The organism is Nonomuraea longispora, assembly GCF_004348345.1.
In the GTDB taxonomy this organism is placed as follows: domain Bacteria; phylum Actinomycetota; class Actinomycetes; order Streptosporangiales; family Streptosporangiaceae; genus Nonomuraea; species Nonomuraea longispora.
Genome location: NZ_SMJZ01000236.1, coordinates 1 through 12,842, shown reverse-complemented (window position 1 = coordinate 12,842; position 12,842 = coordinate 1). Strand labels below are relative to the sequence as shown.

Below are 12,842 nucleotides of genomic sequence, written 5' to 3'. Positions count from 1 at the left end.
CCCGCACAGTCGCCCGACCGGAAGCTCCCCGACCCCGACGAGAAGATCCCGAGGAACGCCGCGCGGTTCGCCTGGAGACTGCAGGAGACCACCTCCGCGCTCAACGACGCCATCGACGCCTGGAAGGGCAAGGACGGCAAGCCGCCGAAGGACGTCGAGCTCCTCGCCCTCCACCACCAGCGCATGTACCGCTACGCAGCCCGCCACTCCAAGATCGCCTCCCAGGCGTTCGCGCGCCTGCCGAAGGGCCTGGCCGCCCAGGCCAAGGACAACACGCGCGCCATCCGCGAGCTTCTCGCCCTGGCCCACCCGATCAAGCCGTCGACGCCGTTCAAGGTCCAGCCCGCCCGCCCCGCCGCCGAACTGCTCAAGTACTTCAAGAAGGCCGAGCGCCGGTTCGGGGTGGAGTGGGAGGTGCTGGCGGCGGTGATGCTCGCGGAGACCAAGTTCGGCAGGGTGAGGTCGGCCAGCCACGTGGGCGCCCAGGGGCCGATGCAGTTCATGCCGGCGACCTGGAAGGCGTACGGCATGGGCGGCGACGTGCACGACCCGCGCGACGCCGTGATGGCCGCGGCCAACTACCTCAAGGCCAGCGGCGCCCCCCGCGACTACCGACGCGCGCTGCACGCCTACAACCCGTCGCAGGCGTACGTCAACGCGATCCTCCTGCACGCCCGCCAGATCAAGCGCGACGCGCGGAACTACTACGTCTATTACAACTGGCAGGTGTACGTCATCACCACCGCCGGCGAGCGCCGCCTGACCGGCCCCTGACCCGATCCGTCATGATCACCGCACAGCTGGAACTTCTGGATCCGGCGCAGTGCCCGCTCCGTCTCCTCCCACGGCGTCGGCGGGCGCCGGGTGAGGAGAACGGACCGAGGCTGGTCTGCGGCGCGGTCGAGTCGACGGTACGCAGCAGGTGCTCGGCCTCGGGCAGGGTACGTGACCCCGCGTCGATCCCGAGAATCACCGGCCCACCGCTCGCGGGCCCGGCGCTCGTGGGTCCGCCGGTCATCGGCGCGGCAGGATCCAGATCGGGTTGCTGTAGAACCACAGATCGTTCCACGGGTCGGCGTCCCCGTGGACGTCGATCTGCGGCCCGTGCGGGTCCACTCCCGCCCCCAGCAGTCCGGGCGCGGAGCGTTTGCCGTCGGTTCCGCGCAGCCGCACGTACACGGGCCGGTCGACACGGCCGAGCCGGTAGGTGAAGGTGACGGTGCCGCTGTTCCTGCCCACCTCGTACGACTGCACGACCTTGGTGTCCGGCGTGGTGAAGGCGTCCTTGTCGGAGGCCGGGCCGGTGACGTCGCCCTGGATGACGTCCACCCGGGCCAGCGTGGGAACGAACTGTGCCCAGTTGGGCCGCCCCGCGAGGGCGATCTCCATGGTGAGCTCGACCCGGTCGCCCCTGCGTACGTGCAGGGTCTCGCCGAGCGTCACCCCGCTCTGCCCGTGACCGGCCGTCCTGGCCCGCACCACCAGGCCGCTGATGAGCCCGCCGTGGTCGACCCAGACGCGCCCGGCCCGCAGCCCGTCCATGAGCGCCTCGTAGGAGAAGGCGCGGCTGCCGACGTGGGTGCGGCTGTAGAAGCCGGGCCAGAAGTCGCCTGCCCCGGTGTTGGGCACGCCGCCGTGGACCGGGTCCTCGTAGCGGCCGTTGGCGTCGAAGTCGCTTTCGGGGCCGCGCTGGCCGGTGTCGCCGTACACGGTGTGGGAGTCGGAGTTGGCGGTGATCCACCACGGCCTTCCCTCGGCGAGCAGGCTGTCCCACAGCCCGCCCACGGTGGCGGTCATCCAGTCGAACCCGCCGAAGGTCTTGTAGCTCTCCGCCGGGTAGCCGGGGAAGGAGTCGGCGCCGGGGCCGCCGTCGTAGTAGCCGCGTCCGCCGCCGGGCCCGTGCGGCTTCGGGATGCCGGCGGCCTGGTGACCGGGAGCGCCTTCCATGCCGACGGCGATGGACGGCTGGGCGTCGCGCCAGCCGCGGATCTCGTGCGGCGAGTCGAGGCCCTTGCGCGAGGGGTGGTTGGCGAGGAACAGCGCGTCGGGGATGCGCCGCCTCCTGACCGACTCGGCCAGGAAGTTCAGCCCGGCGATGGCGAGGGCCTCGTTCTGCGGGGTGTTCGCCCCCGCCTCCTTCACCGATCCGTCGAAGGAGCTCTCGAACTCCTTGAGTGTCTCGACCTCTCGCCGGCCGGGGGCCACGAACACGGTGCCGTGCTCGGCGGCCGGGATGTTCCACTCCAGCCCCTGGAAGACCAGGGTGTCCTTGATGGCCTTTCGCGCGGCGACGATGTCGGGGTTGACCTTGTCCACCCCGATCCTGGCGTGGGTGGCGCCGCCGTGATCGGTGATGACCATCCACCCGAGCCCGTAGGCGTTGCCGTGCCGCACCTGGTCGATCACCCGGTAGATGCCGTCGCCGCTGTGCTGCGTGTGGATGTGGTGGTCGCCGGCCAGCCACAGGTAGCCGTCCTTCGGCTCCCGCCCGCCGGGTGCGGCGGCGGCCGGCCCGGCCTGGGTCCCGAGCACTCCGGCGGCCGTCAGCCCGGCGCCCAGCAGCCCGGCCCGGCGGAACATGCGCCGGCGCGACAGCTGTGCCGGCGACAGGTCCGCGTCGGGGATCGTCAGGTCGCGCGCCGCAGCCGCGCCCTTGTCCAGGGGCTCGTCCAGGGGCTCGTCCAGGGGCTCGCCGAGGGGCTCGTGGGAGTGGTCGTGATGCTGGTGGTGATGCCCGTGACCCATGCTGCTCTCTCTCGTCCGTGCCGGAAGACGGAGCTCCGGCTACGGCGGGAGCGTGGCGTAACGGGATGAATCACATGTGAACGCCGGAAGATCGTCACATGCCCGTCAGGCCACGAGGGAGCACGCGGGCCGCCTACGGCGACAGGGCGCGGGCGGCGTGGACCAGAGGCACGTGGCTGAACGCCTGCGGGAAGTTGCCCACCAGACGGTGGTAGCGGGGGTCGTACTCCTCCGCGAGCAGGCCCACGTCGTTGCGCAGCGACAGCAGGCGCTCGAACAGGTTCTTCGCCTCGTCCTTCCTGCCCTGCATCGCCATCACCTCCACCAGCCAGAAGCTGCAGGCCAGGAACGCGCCCTCGCCGCCGGGCAGGCCGTCGACGTTGTTGTCGTCGGCCAGCGGGTAACGCAGGACGAAGCCCTCGGACATGAGCTCCTTCTCGACCGCCGCCACCGTGCCGGTCATCCGCGGGTCGTCGATCGGCAGGAACCCGACCATCGGCAACATCAGCAGGGCGGCGTCGAGTTCCGCCGACCCGTACGACTGGGTGAAGGTGTTGCGCGTCTTGTCGAAGCCCTTGTCGCAGATCTCCGCGTGAACGGTGTCGCGCAGCGCCCGCCACTTCTCCGCCGGCCCCGTACGGCCGAACCGCTCGACGTATTTGACGGCCCGGTCGAGCGCCACCCAGCACATCACCTTGGAGTGCACGAAGTGCCGGCGCGGCCCCCGCACCTCCCACAGCCCCTCGTCGGGCTCGTCCCAGTGCTCGGTGACGTAGTCGAGCAGTTGCCGCTGAATGGCCCACGCCCGGTCGTCGGGGGACAGGCCGCGCTCGCGCGCGACGAACAGGGAGTTCATCACCTCGCCGTACACGTCGAGCTGCAACTGCTTGACCGCCTCGTTGCCGATGCGCACGGGCCGGGAGCCCTCGTAGCCGTCGAGCCAGTCGAGGCGTAGTTCGGGCAGCCGCCGTTCGCCCGCGACGCCGTACATGATCTGCAGGTCCTGCGGCCGCCCGGCGATGGCGCGCAGCAGCCAGGCGCGCCAGTCGGCTGCCTCCTCCAGGTAGCCGGAGGAGATGAGCGCGTCGAGCGTCAGCGTGGCGTCGCGCAGCCAGCAGAACCGGTAGTCCCAGTTGCGCACCCCGCCCAGGTCCTCGGGCAGCGACGTGGTGGGGGCGGCGACGATGCCTCCGGTGGGGGCGTAGGTCAGCGCCTTCAACGTGATCAGCGACCGCATCACGGCGTCGCGGTAGGGGCCGTCGTAGGCGCACCGGTCCACCCATTCCGCCCAGAACGCCTCGGTCTCGGCGAGTTGCTCCTCGCACGCGATCTGCGGCGGCATCGGCTCGTGTGACGGATGCCAGGTGAAGACGAACGGCAGCCGCTGGCCCTCCTTGACGGTGAACGTCGCCCGGTGCGCGTAGTCGCCGCCCCTGAGCGGCACGGGGGCGTGCAGCCACACGGAGTCGGGCCCGCCGACGGCCTGCAGGTGGCCGTCGGTCCTGCGCACCCACGGCACGATGCGGCCGTAGTCGAAGCGCACCCGCACCACCGTGGACATCTCCACCGTGCCGGAGACACCCTCGACGATGCGTACGACGTCGGGGTTCTCGTCGCGGGGAGGCATGAAGTCGATCACGCGGACGGTGCCCGTCGGAGTGTCCCACTCGCTTTCGAGGATGAGCGTGTCGGGACGGTAGCGGCGCCTGTCCGCCGGTTTCCTGCCGGTGGGCCCGAGCCACCAGTGGCCGTTGCGCTCGCTGCCCAGCAGCGCCGCGAAGCACGCCGGCGAGTCGAACCTGGGCAGGCACAACCAGTCGACGGAGCCGTCCCTCGCCACCAGCGCGGCCGACTGCATGTCTCCGATCAGGGCGTAATCCTCGATCCGCATGCCTAGACGCTACCGGAACCGGCCGTGGTGCTCCGGTCCCGCGCGATCAGGTGATCCCGCGGCCGGGCCGGGTCATGTCGCGTCATGCCCGGACCGGCCACGGGATCACGTCAGCGGGAACCAGCGGGTGAACAGCTGCGTCAACGGCCCGATGGCCAGCGCGAACACCAGCGTTCCCACGCCGACGGTGCCGCCGAGCAGCCACCCGGCGGCCAGCACGGTGACCTCGATGAGGAAGCGCCCGAGCCGTACGGACAGCCCGAGCCGCATCAGCCCTGTCATGATGCCGTCGCGCGGGCCGGCGCCCATGCCCGCGCCGATGTACAACCCCGTGGCCAGCGCGATGGACACCACCCCGAGCACGGTGTACGACGCCTGCACCGCGAGGTGCCCCGGCGTGGGCAGCAGGTAGATCGCGGTGTCGGCGAACACCCCCACGAACACCACGTTGCTGAGGGTCCCGAAGCCCGGCTTCTGCTTCAGGGGGATCCACAGCAGCATGACCAGGGCGCCGACGATGATGATGACGGTGCCCATGGTCATCCCCGATCTGAAGGAGAGGCCCTGGTGGAAGACGTCCCAGGGGCCGTTGCCCAGGCCTGACTCCACCTGGAAAGCGATGCCGAGCCCGTACAGTGCCAGCCCGCCGTAGAGGCGGAGCAGCCGGGCGGGCAGGGGGGCCACTCGTGGGGCGGTCGTGTCGCTCATAGTGGCCCCAGAATGGCAGGGTATTTCCTTGCTGAAACAGAACCAATCACGAAAAGTGGCCTTATGAGATACGTGTCGGCGACCCAGCTGGCCAGGCTCCTCACGATCGAACCGGCCGCCAGGCCCTACTACCGCGCCCTGGCCGACGGTGTGCGGACCCTCGTCATGGACGGCCGGCTGCCCGTGCGGATCCGCCTGCCGGCCGAGCGCCACCTGGCCGAGACGCTCAAGGTCAGCCGGACCACCGTGACCGCCGCCTACGACCTCCTGCGCCGACGAGGCTACCTGCAGAGCCGCCAGGGCTCGGGCAGCTGGACGGCCCTGCCCGACCCGGCCACCACCGCCGACAACCCCTGGCTCGGCACCGACCAGGACGGCCTCATCCAGCTCCAGGCCGCCGCCCCGCCCGCGCCCACGGCGCTGCGCGAGGCCATGGAGCAGGCGCTGGAGGACCTGCCGAGGTACGGCATGGGCATCGGCTACGACCCCATGGGCCTGCCGATGCTCAGGGAGCGCATCGCCTCCGCCTACACCGCCAGGGGGCTGGCGACCAGGGCCGAGCAGATCGTCGTCACCACTGGCTCCCAGCACGCCATCCAGCTCCTGACCGGGCTGCTCGTCGGCCGGGGCGACGCCGTGATCGTGGAGTCGCCCACGTACCCGCACGCCATCGACGCGGCCCGCCGCGCCGGCGCCAGGATGGTCCCCGTCGGGATCTCCCACGAAGGCTGGCAGGAGGACCTGCTGGTCTGTGCCATGCGCCAGTCGGCCAGCCGTCTCGCCTACCTCATGCCCGACTTCCAGAACCCGACCGGCGCCCTCATGGACGACGCCACCCGCGCCGCCGTCGTGGCCGCGGCCCGGCGGGTGGACACGCTGCTGCTGGTGGACGAGACCTGGTCGGAGCTGGCGCTGGACGAGGTGCCGCGCACGGCGCCGATGGGCTCGTTCGACACCGACAGCCGCGTGATCAGCATCGGCTCGGCGTCGAAATTGTGGTGGGGCGGGCTGCGCATCGGCTGGATCCGCGCCACGGCCGCGCTGGCCCGCCGGCTGGCCCTGTTCCGCGCCGCGGTGGACATCGCCAGCCCCGTGATGGAGCAGCTCGCGGTGGCGCGGCTGTTCGACCGGCTGGAGGAGACGCGGGCCGAGCGCCGCCGCACGTTGCGCGCCTCCCGCGACGCGCTGGTGTCCGGGCTGCGCGAGCACCTGCCGGAGTGGACGTTCGCCGTGCCGCGCGGCGGGGGCACGCTCTGGGTGCGCCTCGGCGAGCGGGACGGAGCCACCCCGCTCGCCGAGGCCGCCGCCTGTCACGGCGTACGCCTCGTGCCCGGCCCGTGGTTCGGCGTGGAGGGAACGCTGGAGGGCTACCTGCGGCTGCCGTACACCCAGCCGCCCCAGGTCCTGCAGGACGCGCTCGTCCGGATCCGCGCCGCCCGCGACCACGGCCCCGCCGGTGCCTCCCGGCCGCCCGAGCCCCTCATCGCGATGGTGTGAGGGCCGCTCACTCGCCGGCCTCCCGGGCCAGCGGCGCCCGTCAGTTGCGGCGCATCGCCACGATGCGCAGCCCGAACATGCCGAGGCCCTGGTGGACGGGCGAGGCGGCCAGACCGATATGTCCCTCCGGGTGAGGGACGCGGGTCTTCCCCCGCGAGGTCTTGCCGCTACCGGCGCCGTGTGGTGCGATGCATGCCATTCACGCAAGTGAATACTGACGGGAGGCGCGCGCCATGGCCGAAGTCCTCGACGTGCGAACGGAGATCCAGCGGCAGATCAGCGGGATCACCGTCTGCGGGCAGTTCGCTCAGGCCGCCGAGCAGCACCCCGACGCACCCGCCTACTCCGATCCCGACGGAGACGGCTGGCGCACGCTGACCTACGCGCAGGCCAGGCAGCGGGTCCTGGAGATCGCCGCGGGATTCGCCGCGCTGGGGCTCCAGCCTGGCGACACCGTGGCGCTCATGATGGTCAACCGCAGCGAGCACGTGCTCGCCGACCTCGGCGTGGTGCACGCGGGCGGCGCCGGCTGCACGGTCTACTCGACCTTCGCGCCCGAGCAGATCGCGTTCGTGGCCGGCGACGTGGGGGCGAAGTTCGCGGTGCTCGGCGGACCGGCCGAACTGGCGCGCTGGCAGCCGGTGCTCGAACGGCTCGACGGCCTGCGCCGCATCATCATGCTGGAGCGCGCGCCCGACGGCGAACGTTTCCTGGCGTGGACGGACCTCCTCCGGCTGGGCCGCGAACGCCTGGCCGCCGACCCCGGTCAGGTCGAGGCCCGCTGGCGCGCGGTCACCCCTGACGACGTGGTCAGCGTGCTCTACACCTCCGGCACCACCGGCATGCCCAAGGGCGTGCCCCTGACGCACACGAACGTCTTCTACGAGGTCGCCTCCACCGACCGCCTCACCTCGCTGCCCACCCACGGCACCCAGATCTCCTACCTGACCTACGCGCACATCGCCGAGCGGGTGCTCAGCCTCTACCTGCCGCTGGTCAAGACCTCCCACGTCCACTTCTGCACCGACCTCGCCAACCTGGGGGCCACGCTGGGGCAGGTCAGGCCGATGATGTTCTTCGGGGTGCCCCGGGTGTGGGAGAAGATGATGGCCCGCCTCCTGGCCGTGCTCGCCACGCAGCCGGAGGAGCAGCAGGCCGCCGTACGCGCGGCCATGAAGGCCGGCGTCGCCCACGTCGAGGCCGGTCAGTACGGCGGAACCGTCACGCCCGAGATCCAGGCCGCCTACGACCAGGCCGACGCCTCGCTCCTGTCGGTCGTCCGCGGCATGATCGGGTTCGACCGCGCGCAGTGGACCGCCACGGGCGCCGCGCCCCTTCCCTCCGAGGTGCAGCGCTTCTACGCCGGGCTCGGGCTCAAGGTCATCGACGTGTACGGCATGACGGAGACGACCGGCGCGTTCACCGGCAACAGCCCCGCCTGCTACCGCCTGGGCAGCGTCGGCAGGGCCGAACCCGGCGTCGAGATCCGCATCGCCGGCGACGGCGAGATCCTCACCCGCAGCCCGCTCAACACCGCCGGCTACCTCAACCGTCCCGAGGCCACCGCCGAGCTCATCGACGACGACGGCTGGCTGCACACCGGCGACATCGGCACGGTCGACGACGACGGCTTCTACCGGATCGTCGACCGCAAGAAGGAGCTGATCATCACCGCGGGCGGCGAGAACATCTCCCCGGCGGAGATCGAGAATCATCTCAAGGAGCACGTGCTCATCGGGCAGGCCCTCGCCTACGGCGACAACCGGCCGCATCCGGTGGCCGTGCTGACCCTCGACGGCGAGATCGCGCCGGGCTGGGCGCAGGCCCGGGGCATCACGGTCTCCTCGCTCGCCGAGCTGGCCGGGCATCCCGAGGTGCTCAAGGAGGTGGAGGCCGCGGTCGAGGCGGCCAACGCCAAGCTGGCGCGGGTGCAGCAGGTGAAGAAGTGGGCCCTGCTCGGGTCCGAGTGGACCGCCGAGACCGGAGAGCTCACCCCGAGCCTCAAACTCAAGCGGCGCGTCGTGCACGCGAAGTACGCCGACGTCATCGACGGGCTCTACGCCGGTCCCGGCTGAGCGCTCTTGCGTGGTTTTGCCATTCGGGGCGTGTGTTGTGGTCCTGGTCATGACCGGTGGGTTCCTAGCGTCACGGTCATGACCAGAAGCCTTCTTCTCGTCTCGCTCGCGGCGGGATCGCTCTCGGCGGGGTCGCTCATGGCGCCCGCGCCCGCGACCTCCGCCGCGACCGAGCTCGCCATCCGATCCATCACCGTACGTCCAGCGGAGCCCGTCGCCGGGCCGAAGGGCTCCGTCCGCCTGGTGATCGACGTGATCGCCCGCGGCACGCGAGGCAAGCACGGCGTCTCCGTCAAGGTCGAACCGGGCGCCCCGCCCGGCCCGACGCTCAGCTCGAAGACGACGCCGGTGAAGAACCCGCCGGCGCCCACGCCGACACGCACGCCCGAGGAGGAGGACTCGCCGGCCCCGCGGCCCGCCTCACGCGAGGCCACCTCGGACCTGCCGCCGATGCTGGCGTGGCGGGCGCCCGCGCCGGTTCCGGCAGAGACCTGGGAGACCTGGCGCTTCCTGCCCGACAAGAAACTGAACCGTTACTACCCGACGGGCACGTGGACGATCACCGCCACCGCCAAGGGCCCGGACGGCGCGACGGTCACCGAGTACGAGTCGTTCCAGCTCAGGCGCGACGCGAAGCTCGCCTCCGTGCGGGTGGACGGGACGGCGGGCGGAAAGGTACGGCTGCGGGGGTCGCTGACCAGGGTCGATCCGCGCGGGCTCACCGACTACGGCCCGTTCGCCAAGCAGCGGCTGGAGATCCTCTGGCGTGCCGGCGACTCCTCGCCCTGGGAGCGCATCGGTGAGGTGCGTACCGACGCCTCCGGTTCCTTCGCCACGACGGTCGCGGGCCGTACCGGGGGATTCTGGCGCGTCCGCTACCCCGGAACGGGACATTACGCCTCAGACGTCTCTAAAATCCGACAAATCACTCAATAGTGCGTCAAACATAAATAATTCCGAGTACGGCCTAAACCGCCGTTGCAGAATCGTGATCAACTGCGTCGCAACTTTTCTTTACCCTTACGCGTCATTGGCCAATGACGTGCTCCGTCCTGGGGTGCGTTTCCAGACGGGGAAGGAAATCAATTGTGAAGATGCGACGTCTCGCCGCCGGCCTGGCGGCTGCCGCCTTGGGCGCGACAATGGTGGCCACCGCCGCCTCGCCCGCGCTCGCCGACCCGGGCATCGATCCGGTCGCGGGCGGCCACACGAGCCTGCAGTTCGACGCCAACCCCGAGCCCGCCTGGCGGGGCCGGCCCATCACCCTTGAGGGCAAGCTCTCCGTCGAGTGCGACAAGGACTACATCAGTGGTCTCGTCTCGGTGCACCACGCCGACCACTGCAAGAGCTCCGAGCGCTGGCACCGCCTGGCCTGGAAGCGGATCGTGATCCTCTTCCAGCCGGCGGGCAGCGGCAAGTGGGAATACGTCGAAACGGTCAAGACCGGCCACAGGGGCTACTTCCACACGAAGGTCCCCGCCCGCACGTCGGGCACCTGGCGCGCCGTCTTCAAGGGCGCCAGGTGGCTGGACGGCGCCGAGAGCACGGACCGGGTCCGGGTCATCGGCCACCGCCACCGCCACTAGCCACACCCTCGGGACGCCCGGCCTCATCAGGCCGGGCGTTCGCCATGTCCGCCCGGCGGGCTCAGTACGGCACGGCCACCCGGACACGGTGGCGCCGCGTCCACCAGCGCGTCCACCAGCGCGGCGGCGAGGTCGGCGTACGAGAAACGCCCAAGGTCCTCACCGAGTCTTCGCGCGCCATGGAAGCGACGGCCTGCTCACCAGAGCTGGCACGTACAGGCCGTCCCACGGTGTACGGATGACACCCTGATGGGGCAGGCTGGGGGGCCATGAGGGTCCTGATACTGGGCGGCACGTGGTTCCTGGGGCGCCGCATAACCGAACGCCTCGCGGACCGCGGCGACCAACTGCTCGTCCTGCACCGTGGTTCCGACCGTTCCGCACCCGGCGTGCCGGGTGCCCATCTGCACACCGACCGTCACGATCTGGCGCGGCACGCCCACCAGATCAAGGACTTCGCGCCGCAGGCCGTGGTCGACACCCACGCCCTCACCGGCGCCGACGTGGACGCCGTCCTGCCGCTGCTGCCGCACGTGCCGACCGTGGTGCTGTCCAGCCAGGACGTGTACGAAGCGTTCACGGGCCTGCAGACGGGACGCTGCCTGGCGCCCGTGCCGATCACCGAGGAGTCCGAGCTGCGCCGCGAACGCCACCCCCACCGGGGTGCGGGTTTCCCCGGCGTGCCCGACGACTACGACAAGCTCGACGTGGAGGAACGCTGGCTGGCGCGCGGCGCCGTCGTCCTGCGGCTGCCGCTGATCTACGGCCCGCACGACTGGCAGCGCAGGGAGGAGCCGATCCTGCGCCGCGTCCGCGCGGGCCGCGACCGCATCCCGGTCGGTGCTGCCAACCTGCTGTGGACCAAGGGGTACGTCGACGACCTGGCGACCGGCGTCCTGTCGGCCCTCGACCACCGCTCCGCCGACGGTCTGGCCGTCAACCTGGGAGAGACGGCCACGGTGACGGTGGGCGCCTGGTTCGAGCAGATCCTCGGCGCCGCCGGTTCGCGGGCCCGGCTGGAAAGGGTGCCGGACGGCCGCATCCCACCCGACCTGGCGTTGTCGGGAGCACCCGCCCAGCACCTGGTGGTCAGCTCGGCACGCGCCCGGACCCTGCTCGGCTGGGCGCCGGGCGACCCCGCCGCGCACGTCGCCGAATCGGTGCGCTGGCATCTGGCCCACCCGCCGGAGGACGCCTGGTCGGACGAGGACACCGCAGCGGACGACGCCGCCCTCGCCGGCTGAGACAGGGCCGGTTCGCGTACCCGGGAGGAATCGATCACTATGGGGATGTGTTGTCCTGGCAGGGAGGGGCGGCGAAAAGCGCCTCCCTGCGGGGTCATAGTCTGGTCCCCGGGCGAACGAACAGGAGGTGACGCCCCATGTTGCGAGACTCGTTCGGACGGGTGGCGACGGATCTTCGGGTGTCCCTCACGGACAAGTGCAACCTGCGCTGCACCTATTGCATGCCGCCGGAAGGGCTCGACTGGCTGCCCAACCCGCAGTTGCTCACCGCCGACGAGATCGTCCGCCTGGTGAGCATCGGCGTCGAACGGCTGGGCGTCACCGAGGTGCGTTACACCGGCGGCGAGCCTCTGCTCAGGCGCGAGCTGGCCGACGTCGTCGCCCGCACCACCGCGCTCACCCCCAGGCCGCAGGTGTCGCTCACCACCAACGGCATCGGCCTGGCCCGCCTGGCGGGCCCGCTGGCCGAGGCCGGGCTCGACCGGGTCAACATCTCGCTCGACACCCTCGACCCCGGCACGTTCAAGCGGCTCGCGCACCGCGACCGGCACGCCGACGTGATCGCCGGGCTGGCCGCCGCGGACGAGGCGGGCCTGCGGCCCGTGAAGGTCAACGCGGTCCTCATGCGCGGCGTCAACGACCACGAGGCGGTGCCGCTCCTGCGCTGGTGCCTCGACCAGGGGTACGAACTGCGCTTCATCGAGCAGATGCCGCTGGACGCGCAGCACGGCTGGAGCCGCGAGGGCATGGTCACCGCCGACGAGATCCTTGGGATGCTGTCCGCCTCGTTCGACCTCACGGCCGACGACCTGGAGGAGCGCGGCAGCGCCCCCGCCGAACGGTTCCTCGTCAACGGCGGGCCGGCGCGGGTGGGGGTCATCGGCTCGGTGACGCGCCCGTTCTGCGGCTCGTGCGACCGGGTCCGGCTCACCGCCGACGGCCAGGTGCGCAACTGCCTGTTCGCCACCGAGGAGTCGGACCTCAAGACCCCCATGCGCGCGGGCGCGTCCGACGACGAACTGGCCGGCAGGTGGGTGGCCGCGGTCGCCCGCAAGCGCGCGGGGCACGGCATCGACGACCCGTCCTTCCTCCAGCC

Annotated in this window: 11 protein-coding genes; 7 read left to right on the top strand and 4 right to left on the bottom strand. The window is 71.3% G+C overall.

Features of this window, described 5'->3' with window-relative positions:
* On the top strand, positions 1–774 hold a 774-nt coding region (locus tag E1267_RS38310; RefSeq protein WP_132340315.1), incomplete at its 5' end, for a lytic transglycosylase domain-containing protein.
* Positions 775–1,014: 240 nt separating this feature from the next.
* Here E1267_RS38310 and E1267_RS38305 read toward each other — a convergent pair.
* From E1267_RS38305 to yczE, 3 genes are all read right to left on the bottom strand, one after another.
* Positions 1,015–2,745, bottom strand: coding sequence for a histidinol-phosphatase (locus E1267_RS38305; RefSeq protein WP_132340313.1), 1,731 nt, complete (start codon positions 2,743–2,745; stop codon positions 1,015–1,017).
* A 133-nt stretch (positions 2,746–2,878) separates the two neighbouring features.
* A complete protein-coding gene (locus tag E1267_RS38300; RefSeq protein ID WP_132340311.1) occupies positions 2,879–4,636 on the bottom strand; it encodes a glycoside hydrolase family 15 protein in 1,758 nt (585 codons plus the stop codon).
* Positions 4,637–4,741: 105 nt separating this feature from the next.
* Positions 4,742–5,344, bottom strand: coding sequence for a membrane protein YczE (gene yczE, locus E1267_RS38295; RefSeq protein WP_132340309.1), 603 nt, complete (start codon positions 5,342–5,344; stop codon positions 4,742–4,744).
* Positions 5,345–5,407: 63 nt separating this feature from the next.
* On the opposite strand from yczE, the gene yczR reads away from it, so the two are divergent.
* Entirely contained in the window at positions 5,408–6,841 is a 1,434-nt protein-coding gene (gene yczR, locus E1267_RS38290) for a MocR-like transcription factor YczR (protein ID WP_132340307.1), read from the top strand.
* Positions 6,842–6,881: 40 nt separating this feature from the next.
* Here yczR and E1267_RS44975 read toward each other — a convergent pair whose 3' ends face one another.
* Positions 6,882–7,040, bottom strand: coding sequence for a hypothetical protein (locus tag E1267_RS44975; protein WP_165960025.1), 159 nt, complete (start codon positions 7,038–7,040; stop codon positions 6,882–6,884).
* A 34-nt stretch (positions 7,041–7,074) separates the two neighbouring features.
* On the opposite strand from E1267_RS44975, the gene E1267_RS38285 reads away from it, so the two are divergent.
* The 5 genes from E1267_RS38285 to moaA all read left to right on the top strand — a co-directional run.
* Positions 7,075–8,916: an AMP-dependent synthetase/ligase gene (locus tag E1267_RS38285; protein ID WP_132340305.1), complete on the top strand. Its 1,842-nt coding sequence runs from the start codon at positions 7,075–7,077 to the stop codon at positions 8,914–8,916.
* A gap of 78 nt (positions 8,917–8,994) precedes the next feature.
* Positions 8,995–9,852 carry a hypothetical protein gene (locus E1267_RS38280; RefSeq protein ID WP_132340303.1) on the top strand — a complete coding sequence of 286 codons (858 nt, stop codon included), beginning with the start codon at positions 8,995–8,997 and terminating at the stop codon, positions 9,850–9,852.
* A gap of 152 nt (positions 9,853–10,004) precedes the next feature.
* Entirely contained in the window at positions 10,005–10,502 is a 498-nt protein-coding gene (locus E1267_RS38275; protein ID WP_132340301.1) for a hypothetical protein, read from the top strand.
* A 269-nt stretch (positions 10,503–10,771) separates the two neighbouring features.
* A complete protein-coding gene (locus E1267_RS38270; RefSeq protein ID WP_132340299.1) occupies positions 10,772–11,746 on the top strand; it encodes a Rossmann-fold NAD(P)-binding domain-containing protein in 975 nt (324 codons plus the stop codon).
* 137 nt (positions 11,747–11,883) lie between these two features.
* Positions 11,884–12,842, top strand: a 959-nt coding sequence (moaA, locus tag E1267_RS38265) for a GTP 3',8-cyclase MoaA (RefSeq protein ID WP_132340297.1), incomplete at its 3' end; no start/stop codon positions are given.

What these genes read in the sequence shown, in the direction of transcription:
- E1267_RS38280 (WP_132340303.1), top strand. Translation starts at nt 8,995, where the DNA reads ATGACCAGAAGCCTTCTTCTCGTCTCGCTCGCGGCGGGATCGCTCTCG.
- E1267_RS38300 (WP_132340311.1), bottom strand. Translation starts at nt 4,636, where the DNA reads ATGCGGATCGAGGATTACGCCCTGATCGGAGACATGCAGTCGGCCGCG.
- yczR (WP_132340307.1), top strand. Translation starts at nt 5,408, where the DNA reads ATGAGATACGTGTCGGCGACCCAGCTGGCCAGGCTCCTCACGATCGAA.
- E1267_RS38305 (WP_132340313.1), bottom strand. Translation starts at nt 2,745, where the DNA reads ATGGGTCACGGGCATCACCACCAGCATCACGACCACTCCCACGAGCCC.
- E1267_RS38270 (WP_132340299.1), top strand. Translation starts at nt 10,772, where the DNA reads ATGAGGGTCCTGATACTGGGCGGCACGTGGTTCCTGGGGCGCCGCATA.
- E1267_RS38285 (WP_132340305.1), top strand. Translation starts at nt 7,075, where the DNA reads ATGGCCGAAGTCCTCGACGTGCGAACGGAGATCCAGCGGCAGATCAGC.
- yczE (WP_132340309.1), bottom strand. Translation starts at nt 5,344, where the DNA reads ATGAGCGACACGACCGCCCCACGAGTGGCCCCCCTGCCCGCCCGGCTG.
- E1267_RS44975 (WP_165960025.1), bottom strand. Translation starts at nt 7,040, where the DNA reads ATGGCATGCATCGCACCACACGGCGCCGGTAGCGGCAAGACCTCGCGG.